11 protein-coding genes are annotated in these 13,596 nt (G+C 69.4%); all 11 read right to left on the reverse strand.

Annotation, left to right across the window (positions count from 1 at the left end; translation table 11 throughout):
* Positions 1-59 precede the first annotated feature (59 nt).
* On the reverse strand, positions 60-1,967 hold the full coding sequence (locus DIE22_RS19895) for a feruloyl-CoA synthase (protein WP_124605944.1): 1,908 nt from the start codon (positions 1,965-1,967) through the stop codon (positions 60-62).
* Positions 1,964-3,412: an aldehyde dehydrogenase gene (locus tag DIE22_RS19900; RefSeq protein ID WP_124605945.1), complete on the reverse strand. Its 1,449-nt coding sequence runs from the start codon at positions 3,410-3,412 to the stop codon at positions 1,964-1,966. Before DIE22_RS19900 ends, DIE22_RS19895 begins: the two co-directional genes overlap by 4 nt.
* A 47-nt stretch (positions 3,413-3,459) precedes the next feature.
* Positions 3,460-4,290, reverse strand: a complete 831-nt coding sequence (locus DIE22_RS19905; protein ID WP_124498735.1) for a p-hydroxycinnamoyl CoA hydratase/lyase — start codon at positions 4,288-4,290, stop codon at positions 3,460-3,462.
* A gap of 219 nt (positions 4,291-4,509) precedes the next feature.
* Positions 4,510-5,013 carry a MarR family winged helix-turn-helix transcriptional regulator gene (locus DIE22_RS19910; RefSeq protein ID WP_124498736.1) on the reverse strand — a complete coding sequence of 168 codons (504 nt, stop codon included), beginning with the start codon at positions 5,011-5,013 and terminating at the stop codon, positions 4,510-4,512.
* 171 nt (positions 5,014-5,184) lie between these two features.
* Complete coding sequence (locus DIE22_RS19915) at positions 5,185-6,087, reverse strand: SMP-30/gluconolactonase/LRE family protein (RefSeq protein WP_124605946.1); 903 nt, start codon at positions 6,085-6,087, stop codon at positions 5,185-5,187.
* Positions 6,088-6,138: 51 nt separating this feature from the next.
* Positions 6,139-7,161, reverse strand: a complete 1,023-nt coding sequence (gene araH / locus DIE22_RS19920) for an L-arabinose ABC transporter permease AraH (protein WP_124498738.1) — start codon at positions 7,159-7,161, stop codon at positions 6,139-6,141.
* Positions 7,162-7,192: 31 nt separating this feature from the next.
* Positions 7,193-8,755, reverse strand: a complete 1,563-nt coding sequence (gene araG / locus DIE22_RS19925; protein ID WP_124605947.1) for an L-arabinose ABC transporter ATP-binding protein AraG — start codon at positions 8,753-8,755, stop codon at positions 7,193-7,195.
* 20 nt (positions 8,756-8,775) lie between these two features.
* On the reverse strand, positions 8,776-9,780 hold the full coding sequence (locus DIE22_RS19930; RefSeq protein WP_124498740.1) for an arabinose ABC transporter substrate-binding protein: 1,005 nt from the start codon (positions 9,778-9,780) through the stop codon (positions 8,776-8,778).
* An 80-nt stretch (positions 9,781-9,860) separates the two neighbouring features.
* Entirely contained in the window at positions 9,861-10,790 is a 930-nt protein-coding gene (locus tag DIE22_RS19935) for a Gfo/Idh/MocA family protein (RefSeq protein WP_124498741.1), read from the reverse strand.
* Between the two features lie 17 nt (positions 10,791-10,807).
* Positions 10,808-11,737, reverse strand: coding sequence for a dihydrodipicolinate synthase family protein (locus tag DIE22_RS19940; protein WP_124605948.1), 930 nt, complete (start codon positions 11,735-11,737; stop codon positions 10,808-10,810).
* Positions 11,738-11,839: 102 nt separating this feature from the next.
* Entirely contained in the window at positions 11,840-13,591 is a 1,752-nt protein-coding gene (locus DIE22_RS19945; RefSeq protein ID WP_124605949.1) for an IlvD/Edd family dehydratase, read from the reverse strand.
* Positions 13,592-13,596: the final 5 nt, after the last annotated feature.

The raw sequence follows: 13,596 nt of genomic DNA on the forward strand, positions 1-13,596 counted from the left end.
TTGTGCCTGCTTGTTCCTGCTTGTTCCTGCTTGTTCCTGCTTGTTCCTGCCGGTGCTGCCTACGCGTAAATCACATCGGGATCGCGCCGCGCCGGGTCGTACAGCGCGTCGATCGTCGCCGCGCGATGCTGCTGCACGGCCGCCTGGTTCAGCGACCCCTTGTCGGTCACTTCGCCGAGATCGAGCGACGGCGGCGTGTCGATCAGCCGGATCCGCGCGACGAACGTCGAACCGCCGCTCGCGTTCCGGTTCAGCGCGGCAAGCCACACCGCGAACGCCGCGCGCACGGCCGGCGCGCGCAGCACGTCGGTCACGGATGCATCGGCGGCGAGCCCCGCCAGCGCACGGCACGCGTCGACGCGCGGAAACACCAGCAAGCCGATGTCGTCGCGATTGATCCCGGTGACGACCACGTCCTGCACGTACGGCGCGCCGCTCGACACCGCGTTCGCGCGCAACGGCCCGACGCTGACGAAGGTGCCGCTGCTCAGCTTGAAATCCTCGGTCAGCCGTCCGTCGAACAGCAGCCCGAGTTCCGGCCGCTCCGGATCGGCGAAGATACCCGCATCGCCGCTGCGGTAATACCCTTCGTCGTCGAACACGTCGCGCGGATCGGCGTCCGCGTGCCAGTAGCCGCGCATCACGTTCGGCCCCTTGAAACGCAGTTCGAGTTTGCCGCCGCACGGCACGAGCTTCGCGTCGCAGCCGGGCGCGGGCAGCCCGATATAGCCTGCGCGCATCAGCGGCCCCGTCGTGAACAGGCACGACGGCGACGCCTCCGTCATCCCAAGGCCCGCCATGATCCGGATCCGCTCGCCGCAATGCGCGTGGGTCACGCGGTCGAGCCGGTCCCACGCGGCCTGCGACAGGCCCGCGCCGCCGAAGAAATACAGCTTCACGCGAGAGAAGAACGTTTCGCGCAGCACGGCATCGCGTTCGAGCGCGGCTGTCAGTTCTTCCCAGCCCTTCGGCACGTTGAAGTAGATCGTCGGCGCGATCTCGCGCAGGTTGCGCACGGTTTCGTCGAAGCGACCCGGCACCGGACGGCCGTCGTCGATGTAAAGCGTGCCGCCGTTGTACAGCGCGATGCCGAGGTTGTGACTGCCGCCGAACGTGTGATTCCACGGCAGCCAGTCGACCAGCACCGGCGGTTCGCGCGTCAGTTCGGGCATCGTCTGGCACAGCATCTGCTGGTTGCTGCACAGCATCCGGTGCGTGGTCGGCACGGCCTTCGGCTGTTTCGTCGAGCCGGACGTGAACAGGATCTTCGCGAGATGATCGGGGCCGACCGCCGCATGGATCGCGTCGATCGTGCGCGGCACGGTGGCGAGCAAGCGCGACAGCGGCACCGCGGGGCCCTTTCCGTCCGCATCGGCATCGTCGTCGCGTGCGACGATCAGCGCCGCATCGGCCGGCAACGTGGCGTCGAGCGCACGCGCGAACGGCGCGCGTTCGGCGACGAACACCGCGCCCGGCTTCAGCACGCCGAGCGTGTGGCGCAGCTTGCCGTAATCGGTCGACACCAGCGAATACGCGGGCGAGATCGGTGCGTACGGCACGCCGGCCAGCATCGCCGCGAACATCAGCTGCAGATGCTCGAGATCGTTGCCGGACAGCACCGCGAGCGGACGCTCGACCGACAGCCCGAGATCGACGAGGCCCTGGCCGAGCGCGCGGGCGCGTTCGAGCATCCGCGCGTAGGTGATCTCGATCCAGCGGCCGTCGGCGCCGCGCCGCGCGGCCAGCACGCGGTCGGGGTGCGCTTGCGCGCCGCGTACGAGGCAGTCGGTCAGGCGCGTCGGGTAGTCGCCGAGCGGTTCGCGCGAACGCAGGTACCACGCGCCGTTCTCCGCGCGGCGGATCTCGGCCGCGCCCACCGCGACGGCCGCCGCGCGATAACGCACGCCGCCCGTGTCGTTCGTCGGCCCGCTGGCGGGCTTCGATGCATTCATCGTTGCCTCGCTCATATCGGGTAGTGACGCGGCGTGGTCTGCACGGTGATCCAGCGCAGCTCGGTGAATTCGGTGATCGATGCGCGGCTGCCGAAGCGGCCGTAGCCGCTCGCCTTCGTGCCGCCGAACGGCATCTGCGCCTCATCGTGCACGGTCGGCCCGTTGATGTGGCAGATTCCCGATTCGATCCGGCGCGCGACCGTCATCGCCCGCGCGATATCGCGGCCGAACACGCTCGCCGACAGCCCGAACTCGCTGTCGTTCGCGAGCGAGACCGCTTCGTCGTCGCTGTCCGCGCGCAGGATCGCGACGACCGGCGCGAACGATTCCTCGCGGTAGAGCCGCATGTCGCGCGTGACGCCGTCGACGATCGCGGGCTGCATCGTCGCGCCCTCGACCCGGCAGCCGAGCGGCAGCCGCGCGCCGTGCGCGCGCGCGTCCTCGACGAGCGACGCGGCACGCGCGGCGGCGGCCGCATCGACCATCGTGCCGAGCGGATGGCCGGCCAGCGGATCGCCGGCGACCAGCGTGCGCGTCTTCGCGGTCAGCCGTTCGACCAGCGCGTCGGCGATCGGCCGCGCGGCGATCACGCGCTCGGTCGACATGCAGATCTGCCCCTGGTTGAAGAACGCGCCGAATGCGATCGCGTCGACGGCCGCGTCGAGATCCGCATCGTCGAGCACGAGCACCGGCGCCTTGCCGCCGAGTTCGAGCAGCACGGGTTTCAGGTGGGCGGCCGCGTGGCGCGCGATGATGCGCCCGACGTGCGTCGACCCGGTGAAGTTGATCCGCTTCACGTGCGGATGCGCGATCATCCGCTCGACGAGTTCGGGGGCATCGGCCGCCGCGTGCGTGATCACGTTGACGACGCCCGCGCCGAGCCCGGCTTCGTCGAGCACCGCGCCGATCAGCGCGTGCACGCCCGGGCATGCTTCGGACGCCTTCAGCACGACCGTGTTGCCGCATGCGAGCGGCATCGCCAGCGCGCGCGTGCCGAGGATCACCGGCGCATTCCACGGCGCGATGCCGAGCACGACGCCGCACGGCACGCGCAGCGCGAGCGCGAGATTGCCGGGCACGTCGGACGGGATCACGTCGCCGTCGATCTGCGTCGTCATCGACGCGGCCTCGCGCAGCATGTTCGCCGCGAGCGTCACGTTGAAGCCGAGCCAGCCGGGCGTCGCGCCGGTTTCGGCGACGCCCGTCGCGATGATCTCGTCGATACGCGCGTCCATCAGGTCGGCCGCCTTCAGCAGCCGGCGGCGCCGCTCGGTCGGCGCGAGCGCCGACCACGCGGGGAACGCGCGATGCGCGGCGTCGATCGCCGCGTCAGCGTCGGCCGGGCCGGCCGCCGGCGCGCGCGACGCAAGCGCGCCCGTTGCGGGGTTGAATCGGTCGAAGGTGCGTCCGTCGCGGGCGGTGCACCATTCGCCGGCGATCAGCATCCGTCTGTCGGTCATGTCGTCTCCTGCCTTGCCTGTCTGTCGGGGTTGCGTCGGCGCTTGTATCAGCGCTTGTATGCCTGCAGGCCCGGCTTGATCGCCTTGTCGTCGAGGAACTGCTTCAGCCCCTGCTCGCGGCCGCGCTCCGGATCGCGCAGCTGCGCCTGGTCGAGCTTCGCATACAGGTAATCCTCGCACTGCTCCCACGTGAGTTCGCGCGAACGCTTGAAGCCGTGTTTCGCGGCGCGCAGCACGACCGGGTTCTTGTCCATCAGCCGCGCGGCGAGCGCGATCGTCGCGTCGCGCAGGCCGGCCAGCGGCACGCTGCTGTTCACGAGGCCCATTTCCGCCGCTTCGACGCCGGTGAACGTGTCGCCGGTCATGATGTAGTGCAGTGCGCGGCGATGCCCGACCGTGTCCGCCATCGCCTTGCTGACGAGGTTGCCCGGCGGGATGCCCCAGTTGATCTCCGACAGCCCGAACACCGCTTCGTCCGCCGCGATCGCGAGGTCGCACGCGACGAGCGGCGAGAACCCGCCACCGAAGCACCAGCCGTTCACCATCGCGATCGTCGGCTTGTTGTACATCCGCAGGCGGCGCCACTGCCATTCCGATGCGTCGCGGCGCACCTTTTCCTGCAGCGCGTCGGAGCCGCCGTCGATCTCGCGGAAATATTCCTTCAGATCCATGCCGGCCGTCCACGCGGCGCCCGCGCCGGTCAGCACCAGCACCTTCGCCTCGTCGTCGAACTCGACCGCGTCGAGGACCTGCAGCATCTCCCGGTTCAACGTCGGGCTCATTGCGTTGCGCTTCTCGGGACGGTTCAGCGTCACCCACGCGATGCCGGCCTCCACGTTCACTTCAACGGTCTGCCAGCGATTGTCGTACTTGCTCATGTCTGTTCCTGTCGTTCGTTCCTGTGCGATTCGGTGCGCAGCATTCCTGCTGCGGACGGCTTCATTTAATATCAGGCTACCTGATATTGCAAGCGGCACGAGCGCCGGTGTAAACCCGGAGCACGAAGTGGAGGAAACGAACGAAGCAGGGAACGGTCCGGCGACCGGCAACGCGAACGCGGGCCGCACGGGCCCGCGCAGGGAAGGTTCGGGAAGGGATCAGCCGCGCAGGTTGCGCGAGAACAGTTCGAGCGCGTGCTGCACGTGCGCGGCGTCGTCGGCGGAGATGTCGCCGAGCATTCGAGTCTCGAGCGGGCGCAGCACGGCTTCACATTCGCGCAGCATCGCCGCGCCTTCGTCGGTCAGCGTCAGCAGGATGATGCGGCCGTGCGAAGGGTCCGCTTCGCGCGTGACGAAACCGCGGGCGGCCATCACGCTCATCACCTCGTTCGCCGATTGCGGCGTGATCCACGAGCGCTCGGCCAGTTGCGCATTCGACGACGCGCCGCGCGCCTCGAGCACCGACAGCGCCGTGTATTGCGCGAGCGTGATGCCGAGCGGTGCGAGCGCGTCGGTCATGTGCCGGCGCAGCAGCCTGTCGAGACCGCCGATCACGTAGGTCAGGCGCTGCTGCACGCGCGCCTTCGGCTTGTCGCCCGTCGCGCGGGCGGCGTTCTTCGCGGCGGTTTTCGGATTCGCGGGCTTGGTCGGGGTGGAGCTCATGGTGCGGGCGGGATGGCGTTGCGGGCCATCTTACCAGCAGGTCGGGGGGCAAATGGGGCGTTCCAGGCAATCGGACAGCCGCTGCGCGTGCACGCACGGGCGGCCATCTGCGGGCCTGACCGCGAAGGCCGCCGCGTCGGCGGCATCCCATGGACGGGATCCAGTACGCGGTCAGCCGCGCGGCGTACCCGCGAACCGCGCGGTCGGCAGCCCCGCATGGCGCGTCCGCGCGACGAACACGCCGCCGGCATGCGCGTCGCCCGCCAGCGCGTCGTCGCCGAGCCCGACGCGTGCGCTCGTCACATACAGCCGGCCTTCGCCGTCGAGCGCCACGCAGCTCGGCTGCGCGGTCGGCACCGCCACGCGGTCCGTCTCGACCCCGTCCGGCCCGTAGCGCACCACCCGCCGGCCGCCCCACTGCGCGTTCCATAGCCCGCCGTCGCGATCCATCGTCGAGCCGTCCGGGTCGCCGTCCGCGTCGGTGAGCCGCGCGAACGCCCGGACGTTGGCGACGTCGCCGCCCGCGCGGTAATCGCAGACGAGAATCTCGCGCACCATCGAATCGCAGAAAGTCATCTTCGTGCCGTCCGGCGAGAACGCGATGCTGTTCGCGATCGCCGCCGCCGGCAGCGCAAGCCGTTCGAGCGTGAGATCGGGATTGAGCCGATAGAACCCGCCGACCGCGCGCGGCGGGTCGCCGCCTTCGTCCTTCATCCCGAACACGAACGCGCCGAACGGATCGCAGCGGCCGTCGTTCAGCCGCGTCGGCAGGTCGGGCTCGACGTCGACGATGCGCGTGAACGCGCCGCTGCGCAGGTCGAAGAACGCGAGATGCGTCGCGAGCCCGACGAGCAGCACGTCCGGCTCGTGCGTCAGCGCGAAGCATGCGAGCCGTTCGGGCATCGGCCACTGCGCGAGGTCGGAGCCGTCCGCGCGGCAGCGCCACAGCCGCGCGCCTTCGATGTCCGTCCAGTACAGCGCGTGCGTCGCGTCGCACCACGTCGCGCCTTCGCCGAGCGTGTTGCGGCTGTCTGCCAGCAGCGCCGCCACCGCGCCCGGATGAGTCTGTTGCATGCCGTCTCCCGATATCTGTCGCATTCGCAGGCGGCTACGCGTTCGTCAGGGTCAGATCTTCATCGCGCGCCGCTGGTTGCGACGATACTGGTCGAACAGCACCGCGAGCAACAGAATTCCGCCGCGTATCAGATATTGGTAAAAGGTCGGCACGTTCAAGAGGCTCATCGCGTCCTGCACGGAGCCCATGATCAGCACGCCGACCAGCACGCCGGAGATCGTCGCGACGCCGCCCGTCAGCGACACGCCGCCGAGCACGCACGCGGAGATCACACCGAGCTCGAGGCCGACGGACGTCTTCGGGTCGCCGAGGCTCATCCGCGACGCGAGCATCACGCCGGCGAAGCCGGTCACGAGCCCCTGCAGCACGAACACCGCGATCTTGATGCGCATCACCGGCAGCCCCGCGAGCAGCGCGGCCTCGCCGTTGCCGCCGACCGCCAGCACGTTCTTGCCGAACACCGTCTTGCGCAGCAGGAAGCCGAACACGACGAAGCCGACGATGTTGCTCCAGATCGGATACGAGATGCCGAGGAATGCGCCGGAGCCGAGCTCGAAGAAGCGTTCCTCGGAGATCATCACCGCGTCGCCATTCGACGTGATGAACGCGAGCCCGCGCACGACTTCCATCATCGCGAGCGTGACGATCAGCGAATTGATCCGCCAGCGCGCGATCAGCACGCCGTTCACGAGCCCGACCGCGCCGCCCGCGAGAATGCCGGCCACCGTGCCGAACAGCACGCTGTGCGTCGCGGTGATCAGCGTCGACGCGACGACGCCCGAGAACGCGACGATCGACGCGACCGACAGGTCGACCTCGCCGAGCGCGAGCACGAACATCATCGTCACCGCGATCGAGCCGATCAGCGTGACCGACAGCAGCAGGCCCTGGATGTTGCGCGGCGTGAGGAAGTCCGGCACGGTCAGCGACAGCGTCGCGAACAGCACGAGAAACACCATCACGATGCCGGAGCGGTTGATCAGTTGCCACATGCCGCCGCGCGCTCGCGCGGGCACGGCTGCCGTGGCATCGGGGGACGGGGAACTACGTTGGGGTTGCATTGCCTGGCTCATAACGTTTGCATTCCGGTTGACTGCAGGCCGCTCAGCGCGGCAGCGCGAGCTTGATCAGCGCGTCGGGCGTCGCCTGCGCCTTCGCGATCTCGCCCGCGATCCGTCCTTCCTTCATCACGATGATGCGGTCCGACACGCCGATCACCTCGGCCAGATCGCTCGACACGATGATCACCGTGCGGCCCGCTTCCGCGAGTTCGTAGAACAGGTTGTAGATTTCCGCGCGCGCGCCGACGTCGATGCCGCGCGTCGGCTCGTCCATCAGGAACACGTCGATGCGCTCGGCCAGCCAGCGCGCGAGCACGACCTTCTGCTGGTTGCCGCCCGACAGCGCGCCGATCGGCGTGTCGCCGTCGCGGGTCTTGATCGCGAGCCGCTCGATGTATTTCTGCGCGAGTTCGCGTTCGCGCCGCGCGTCGAGCAGCATGCGCGCCGGGCTGAAGTGGCGGCGCGCGCTGATGTTCAGGTTGTCGGCCACCGACGCGATCGCGACGATGCCTTCCTGCTTGCGGTCCTCGGGGCACAGGGCGATGCCGGCGCGCACCGCATGGCGCGGGCTCGCGAACGCGACGCGCTTGCCGCCCAGCTCGACGTGCCCGCCGCTCGGGCGTGCCGCGCCGTACAGCAGCTTCATCAGCTCCGAGCGGCCCGCGCCGACGAGCCCGAAGAAGCCGACGATCTCGCCGCGCCGCGCGGCGAACGACACCGGCTCGGACAGGCCGGGCCCGGTCAGCCCCTTCGCCTCGATCATGACGTCGCCGGCCGTGCGCGGCCGGTAGCCGTACACGTCCTCGATCGAGCGGCCGACCATGCAGCCGATCAGCCGGTCGCGATCGAGGTCGGCGACCGATTCGAACGTCTCGATCCGGCGGCCGTCGCGGAACACCGTCACGCGATCGCACAGCGCGTCGACTTCCTCCATCCGGTGCGTGACGTAGATGATCGCGCGGCCCTCCGCGCGCAGCGACCGGATGATCCGGAACAGCTGCGTCGTCTCGCGCGCGGACAGCGAACTGGTCGGTTCGTCGAACGCGATCACGCGTGCGTCGCGCATCAGCGCCTTGCCGATCTCGATCATCTGGCGCTGGCCGATCGACAGATACTTCACCGGGATGTCCGGATCGATGTGCTCGCCGAGCCGCTCCAGCGCATCGAGCGCACGCACCGCGAGCGCGCGCTCGTCGACCACGCCGAGCCGGCTCGGCAGCTGGCCGAGCATCAGGTTCTCCGCGACCGTCAGCTCGGGCACCAGATGCAGCTCCTGGTAGATGATCGCGATGCCGGCCTCGAGCGCGGCGCGCGTCGACGCGAAGCGCTGCACCGTGCCGTTCAGCATCAGCGTGCCGGCCTGCGGCTGGTTCACGCCGGACAGCACCTTCAGCAGCGTCGACTTGCCCGCGCCGTTCTCGCCCATCAGCCCGTGCACTTCGCCCGCGCGCACCGACAGCGACACGCCATCGAGCGCGCGCACGCCCGGGAACGTCACCGTGATCCCGTCGAGCGCGAGCAGCGCGCCGCCGGGCGGCGGCGCAGCGGCACCGGCCGTCGCCGCGTCGCCGTTGCCGGGCACGGCCGTCATCGTCTGCATCGTCATTGCGTCTGCGCCCCGCACGCTCAGATGCCGAGCTCGGCGCGCACGGCCTGCCAGTTCGCGCGCGTCATCAGCTTGCCGCTCGTCTGCGTGTCGGCCGGCGGCGCCTTGCCGTTGCGGATCCATTCGACGAGGTTCTGCGTGCTGTCCTTGCCGTGGTTCGTCGAGCTGACCGCGATCGTCCCGTAGAAGCCGGTCGGCTCCTTCTTCTGGAATTCGGCGAACGCCTCGCCCGCGCCGTTGATGCCGACGCCGATCACGTCCGCGGCCGGGATGTGCAGCTGTTCGGTCGCGCGCACCGCGCCAAGCACGCTTTCCTCGTTCAGCGCATAGACCACCCATTTCTTGATGTTCGGATGGCGCGCGAGCACCGGCGCCGCCGCGCTGAAACCGCCTTCGTCGTCGGTCGTCTTCTGCGGCGCGTCGAAGATGTTCTCCTTGCGGAAGCCGTTCGCGAGCAGCGCCTGCGTCGCGCCGTCGGTGCGCAGCTTCGCGGTCGGCAGCTCGTAGTTGGTGATGCGCAGCGCGCCGACTTCTTCCGGCTTCCAGCCGCGCCGCTTCATCTCGTCGGCGATCGCCTGGCCCACCTGGTTGCCGATCTTGGTCGCCGACATCCCGAGGTGCGGCACGTTCGACAGCGGCTTGCCAGTCGAGTCGACCAGCTGGTCGTCAACCGTCACGAACTTCATGTTGTAGCGCTTCGCGCGCGACGCGATCGCCGGGCCGAGGCGCACGTCGGGCGCGCAGATCACGAAGCCCTGCGCGCCTTGCGAGCCGAGGTTGTCGATCGCGGCCAGCACCTTCTCGCCGTCCGGCGTGCCGATCTTCACGACCGAGAAGTTCTCCTTCTGGCCGAGCGCGGCGGCTGCGTTCTGCTCGTTGATGAACCATGCCTGCTCGGGCATCTTCACCAGGAAGCCGATCTTCAGCGGCGCGTCGGCGTGCGCGGCGCCCTGCATCCCGAGCGGCGCGAGGCAAAGCGCGGCCAACAGCGCGCGCAGGGTGTGTCGGCGAATCGTGCGGTTCATGCGTGTCTCCTTGTATTGGCTTGGGTCTTCAACATCCGTCGTGCGCGGTCGCGATCGCGATGGAGCGCGCCGGCACGTTTTCAGCGGCCGAACGCGTCGGTCCCGACGCGCCGCCCGAACAGGAACGCGTCGGCGACGAGCCGCAACGGCCGTACGTCGACGTCGCTTTCGCCGCGCGCGATCAGCGCGCGGAATTGCGCATACAGCGCAGGATACTCGCGCTCCGGCCCGATCTCGACCGGCGCGCCGTCGATCGACAACTGCGCGCCGCCGCGGCTGATCGCGAGCACGCCGTCCGACGTGTCGACCGCGATCTCCCATTGCTCGACGGGGCCGTGGCGCCAGTCGAATTCGGCATGCACGGGCACGCCCTCCGTATCGGCGCAATCGAGTTCGGCCGCAATCGGCATCTGCGCGTCGCTCGGCACATAGAGCGTCGCCTCGCGCAGCACGAGCTCGCGCGGCAGGATCCGCGTGACGATCGACAGCGCGTTGATGCCGGGATCGAACACGCCGAGCCCGCCGGGTTCCCAGATCCACTGCTGCCCCGGATGCCAGCGCCGCACGTCCTCCTTCCAGCGCACCTGCACCGCGCGGATCGTGCGCGTCGCGAGCCACGCGCGCGCCGGTTCCACCGCGCTCGCGCAGCGCGAATGCCAGGTCGCGAACAGCGTGAGGCCGCGTTCGCGCGCGAGCGCGTCCAGCGCGGCCACTTCGCCGAGCGTCGCGCCCGGCGGCTTCTCCAGCATCACGTGATTGCCGGCTTCGAGCGCGGCGCGTGCCTGTGCATAACGCACCTGCGGCGGCGCGCACAGCGACACCGCGTCGAGCTCGGGCTCGGCGGCCAGCAGCGCGCGCAGGTCCGGATAATTGCGCACGCCGCCGACTTCCGCGTGCCGGCTCGCGCAAGCGGTCAGCACGAAACCCGGTTCGGCGGCGATCGCCGGCAAATGCTGGTCGCGCGCGATCTTGCCGATCCCGATCACCGCCAGCGAAATCTCCTTGCTCATCTGCGTTCCTCCTTCGCTCAGTGCGCCCAGCGCAGCACGAGCGGATCGAGCCGGCGCGCGATCGCGAGCAGCTCCGCGCGCGTGTCCGGATGCAGTTCCGGCATCGGATGCCGCGGCCGCTCGCACGCGATCACGCCGCCTTCGCGCATCAGCGCCTTCGCGGTGAGGATCCCGGACTGGCGGTTCTCGTGATTGATCAGCGGCAGCCACGCCTGATAGCGCGCGAACGCATCGTCGTGCCGCCCGTCGCGGAACGCCTCGAGGATCGGCCGGATCCCGTCCGGAAACCCGCCGCCCGTCATCGCACCGGTCGCGCCCGCATGCAGGTCGGCGAGCAGCGTGATCGCCTCCTCGCCGTCCCACGGCCCTTCGATCGCATCGCCGCCGAGCCGGATCAGCTCGCGCAGCTTGTTCGCCGCACCCGGCGTCTCGATCTTGAAGTATGAGACCTGCTCGATCTCCCGCGCCATCCGCGCAAGGAACGGCGCGGACAGCGCGGTGCCGCTCGCGGGCGCGTCCTGGATCATGATCGGGATGGCGATCGCGTCCGACACGCGTGCAAAGAAATCGTAGATCCGCGCTTCGGGCACGCGAAAGGTCGCGCCATGATACGGCGGCATTGCCATCACCATCGCGGCGCCGAGCTGCTGCGCGCGCAGGCTGCGCGCCGCGCACACCTGCGTGCTGTAGTGCGACGTCGTGACGATCACCGGCACGCGGCCGGCGACGTGTTCGAGGATCGTGCGCGTGAGCACGTCGCGTTCGTCGTCGGTGATCGCGAATTGCTCGGAGAAGTTCGCGAGGATGCACAGCCCGTCGGAGCCCGCGTCGATCATGAAATCGACCGCACGCTTCTGGCTCGCGAGGTCGAGCTCGCCGGTTTCGGAAAACGTCGTCGGGACGACGGGGAAGATGCCGCGATGGCGCGGCGTGCTGCTCGATGTCATGGTTCGGTCCTGCGTCGGCCTCGAGGCGAGGCCATCAAGCGTTCACGGTTTCACATCACCACTTCGCGTGGCGCGGACCGTCGCCCGCGCCGCGCCTGCTGTTCAATGCGAATGGCTCGGCACGTCCGCGCCGCGCATGCCGACCAGGAAGTCGAGGTCGCACCCCTCGTCGGCCTGCAGCACGTGATCGATATACAGCCGCGCGTAGCCGCCCTTGCCGAGCTGCCCGGCCACGCCCGGCGCCGCGGTCGGATCGACGTCCGACAAACGGCGCTGCAGTTCGTCGTCCGGAATATCCAGATGCAACGTGCCGGCCTCGCAGTCGAGTTCGATCCAGTCGCCGTTGCGCACGGCGGCGAGCGGCCCGCCCGCGGCCGCTTCCGGCGCGACGTGCAGCACGACCGTGCCATACGCGGTGCCGCTCATCCGCGCGTCCGAGATCCGCACCATGTCCTTCACGCCCTGGCGCAGCAGCTTCGGCGGCAGCCCCATGTTGCCAACCTCGGCCATCCCCGGATAACCGCGCGGCCCGCAGTTCTTCAGCACCAGCACCGAGCTGGCGTCGACGTCGAGCGCTTCGTCGTTGATCGTCGCCTTGTAGTGGTCGAGGTTCTCGAACACCACCGCGCGGCCGCGATGCTTCAGCAGCTCGGGGCTCGCCGCCGACGGCTTCAGCACCGCGCCGCGCGGCGCGAGATTGCCGCGCAGGATGCAGATCCCGCCGTCCGCGATCAGCGGCCGGTCGAGCGGGCGGATCACCTCGTCGTCGTAGTTCGGCGCTTCGCGCACGTTGTCCCACAGCGACTTGCCGTTGACCGTCAGCGCGTCCGGGTTCGGCAGCAGCCCGCCTTCGCCGAGCCGGCGCAGCACGGCCGGCAGGCCGCCCGCGTAATAGAACTCCTCCATCAGGAAGCGCCCCGACGGCATCAGGTCGACGATCGTCGGCGTGTCGCGGCCGATGCGCATCCAGTCCTCGAGTTCGAGCGGCACGCCGATGCGGCCCGCGATCGCCTTCAGGTGGATCACCGCGTTGGTCGAGCCGCCGATCGCCGCGTTCGCGCGGATCGCGTTCTCGAACGCGGCGCGCGTCAGCACCTTCGACAGCACGAGCCCTTCGAGCGCCATCTCGACGATGCGGATGCCCGACATGTGCGCGAGCACGTAGCGGCGCGAGTCGACGGCCGGAATCGCCGCGTTGTGCGGCAGCGCGACGCCGAGCGCCTCGGCCATGCACGCCATCGTCGACGCGGTGCCCATCGTGTTGCAGGTGCCGGCCGAGCGCGACATGCCGGCTTCGGCCGACAGGAAGTGATGCAGGTCGATCTCGCCCGCCTTCAGCGATTCGTGCAGCTGCCACACGGCCGTGCCGGAACCGATGTTCCGGCCCTCGAGCTTGCCGTTCAGCATCGGCCCGCCCGACACGACGATCGCCGGCACGTCGCAGCTCGCCGCGCCCATCAGCAGCGCGGGGGTCGTCTTGTCGCAACCGGCGAGCAGCACGACCGCGTCGATCGGGTTGCCGCGGATCGCTTCCTCGACGTCCATCGACGCCAGGTTGCGCGTGAGCATCGCCGACGGGCGCAGGTTCGATTCGCCGTTCGAGAACACCGGGAACTCGACCGGGAAGCCGCCGGCTTCGGAGATCCCGCGCTTCACGTGCTCGGCGAGCTTGCGGAAGTGCGCATTGCACGGCGTCAGTTCGGACCACGTGTTGCAGATGCCGATGATCGGCCGACCGTCGAACTCGTGATCGGGAATGCCCTGGTTCTTCATCCAGCTCCGGTACATGAAGCCGTTCTTGTCGTTGGTGCCGAACCATTGGGTGGAGCGCAGCCTGGGTTTTGTTGCCGACATCGTCA

The organism is Burkholderia sp. Bp9142, from assembly GCF_003853415.1.
Lineage (GTDB): Bacteria > Pseudomonadota > Gammaproteobacteria > Burkholderiales > Burkholderiaceae > Burkholderia.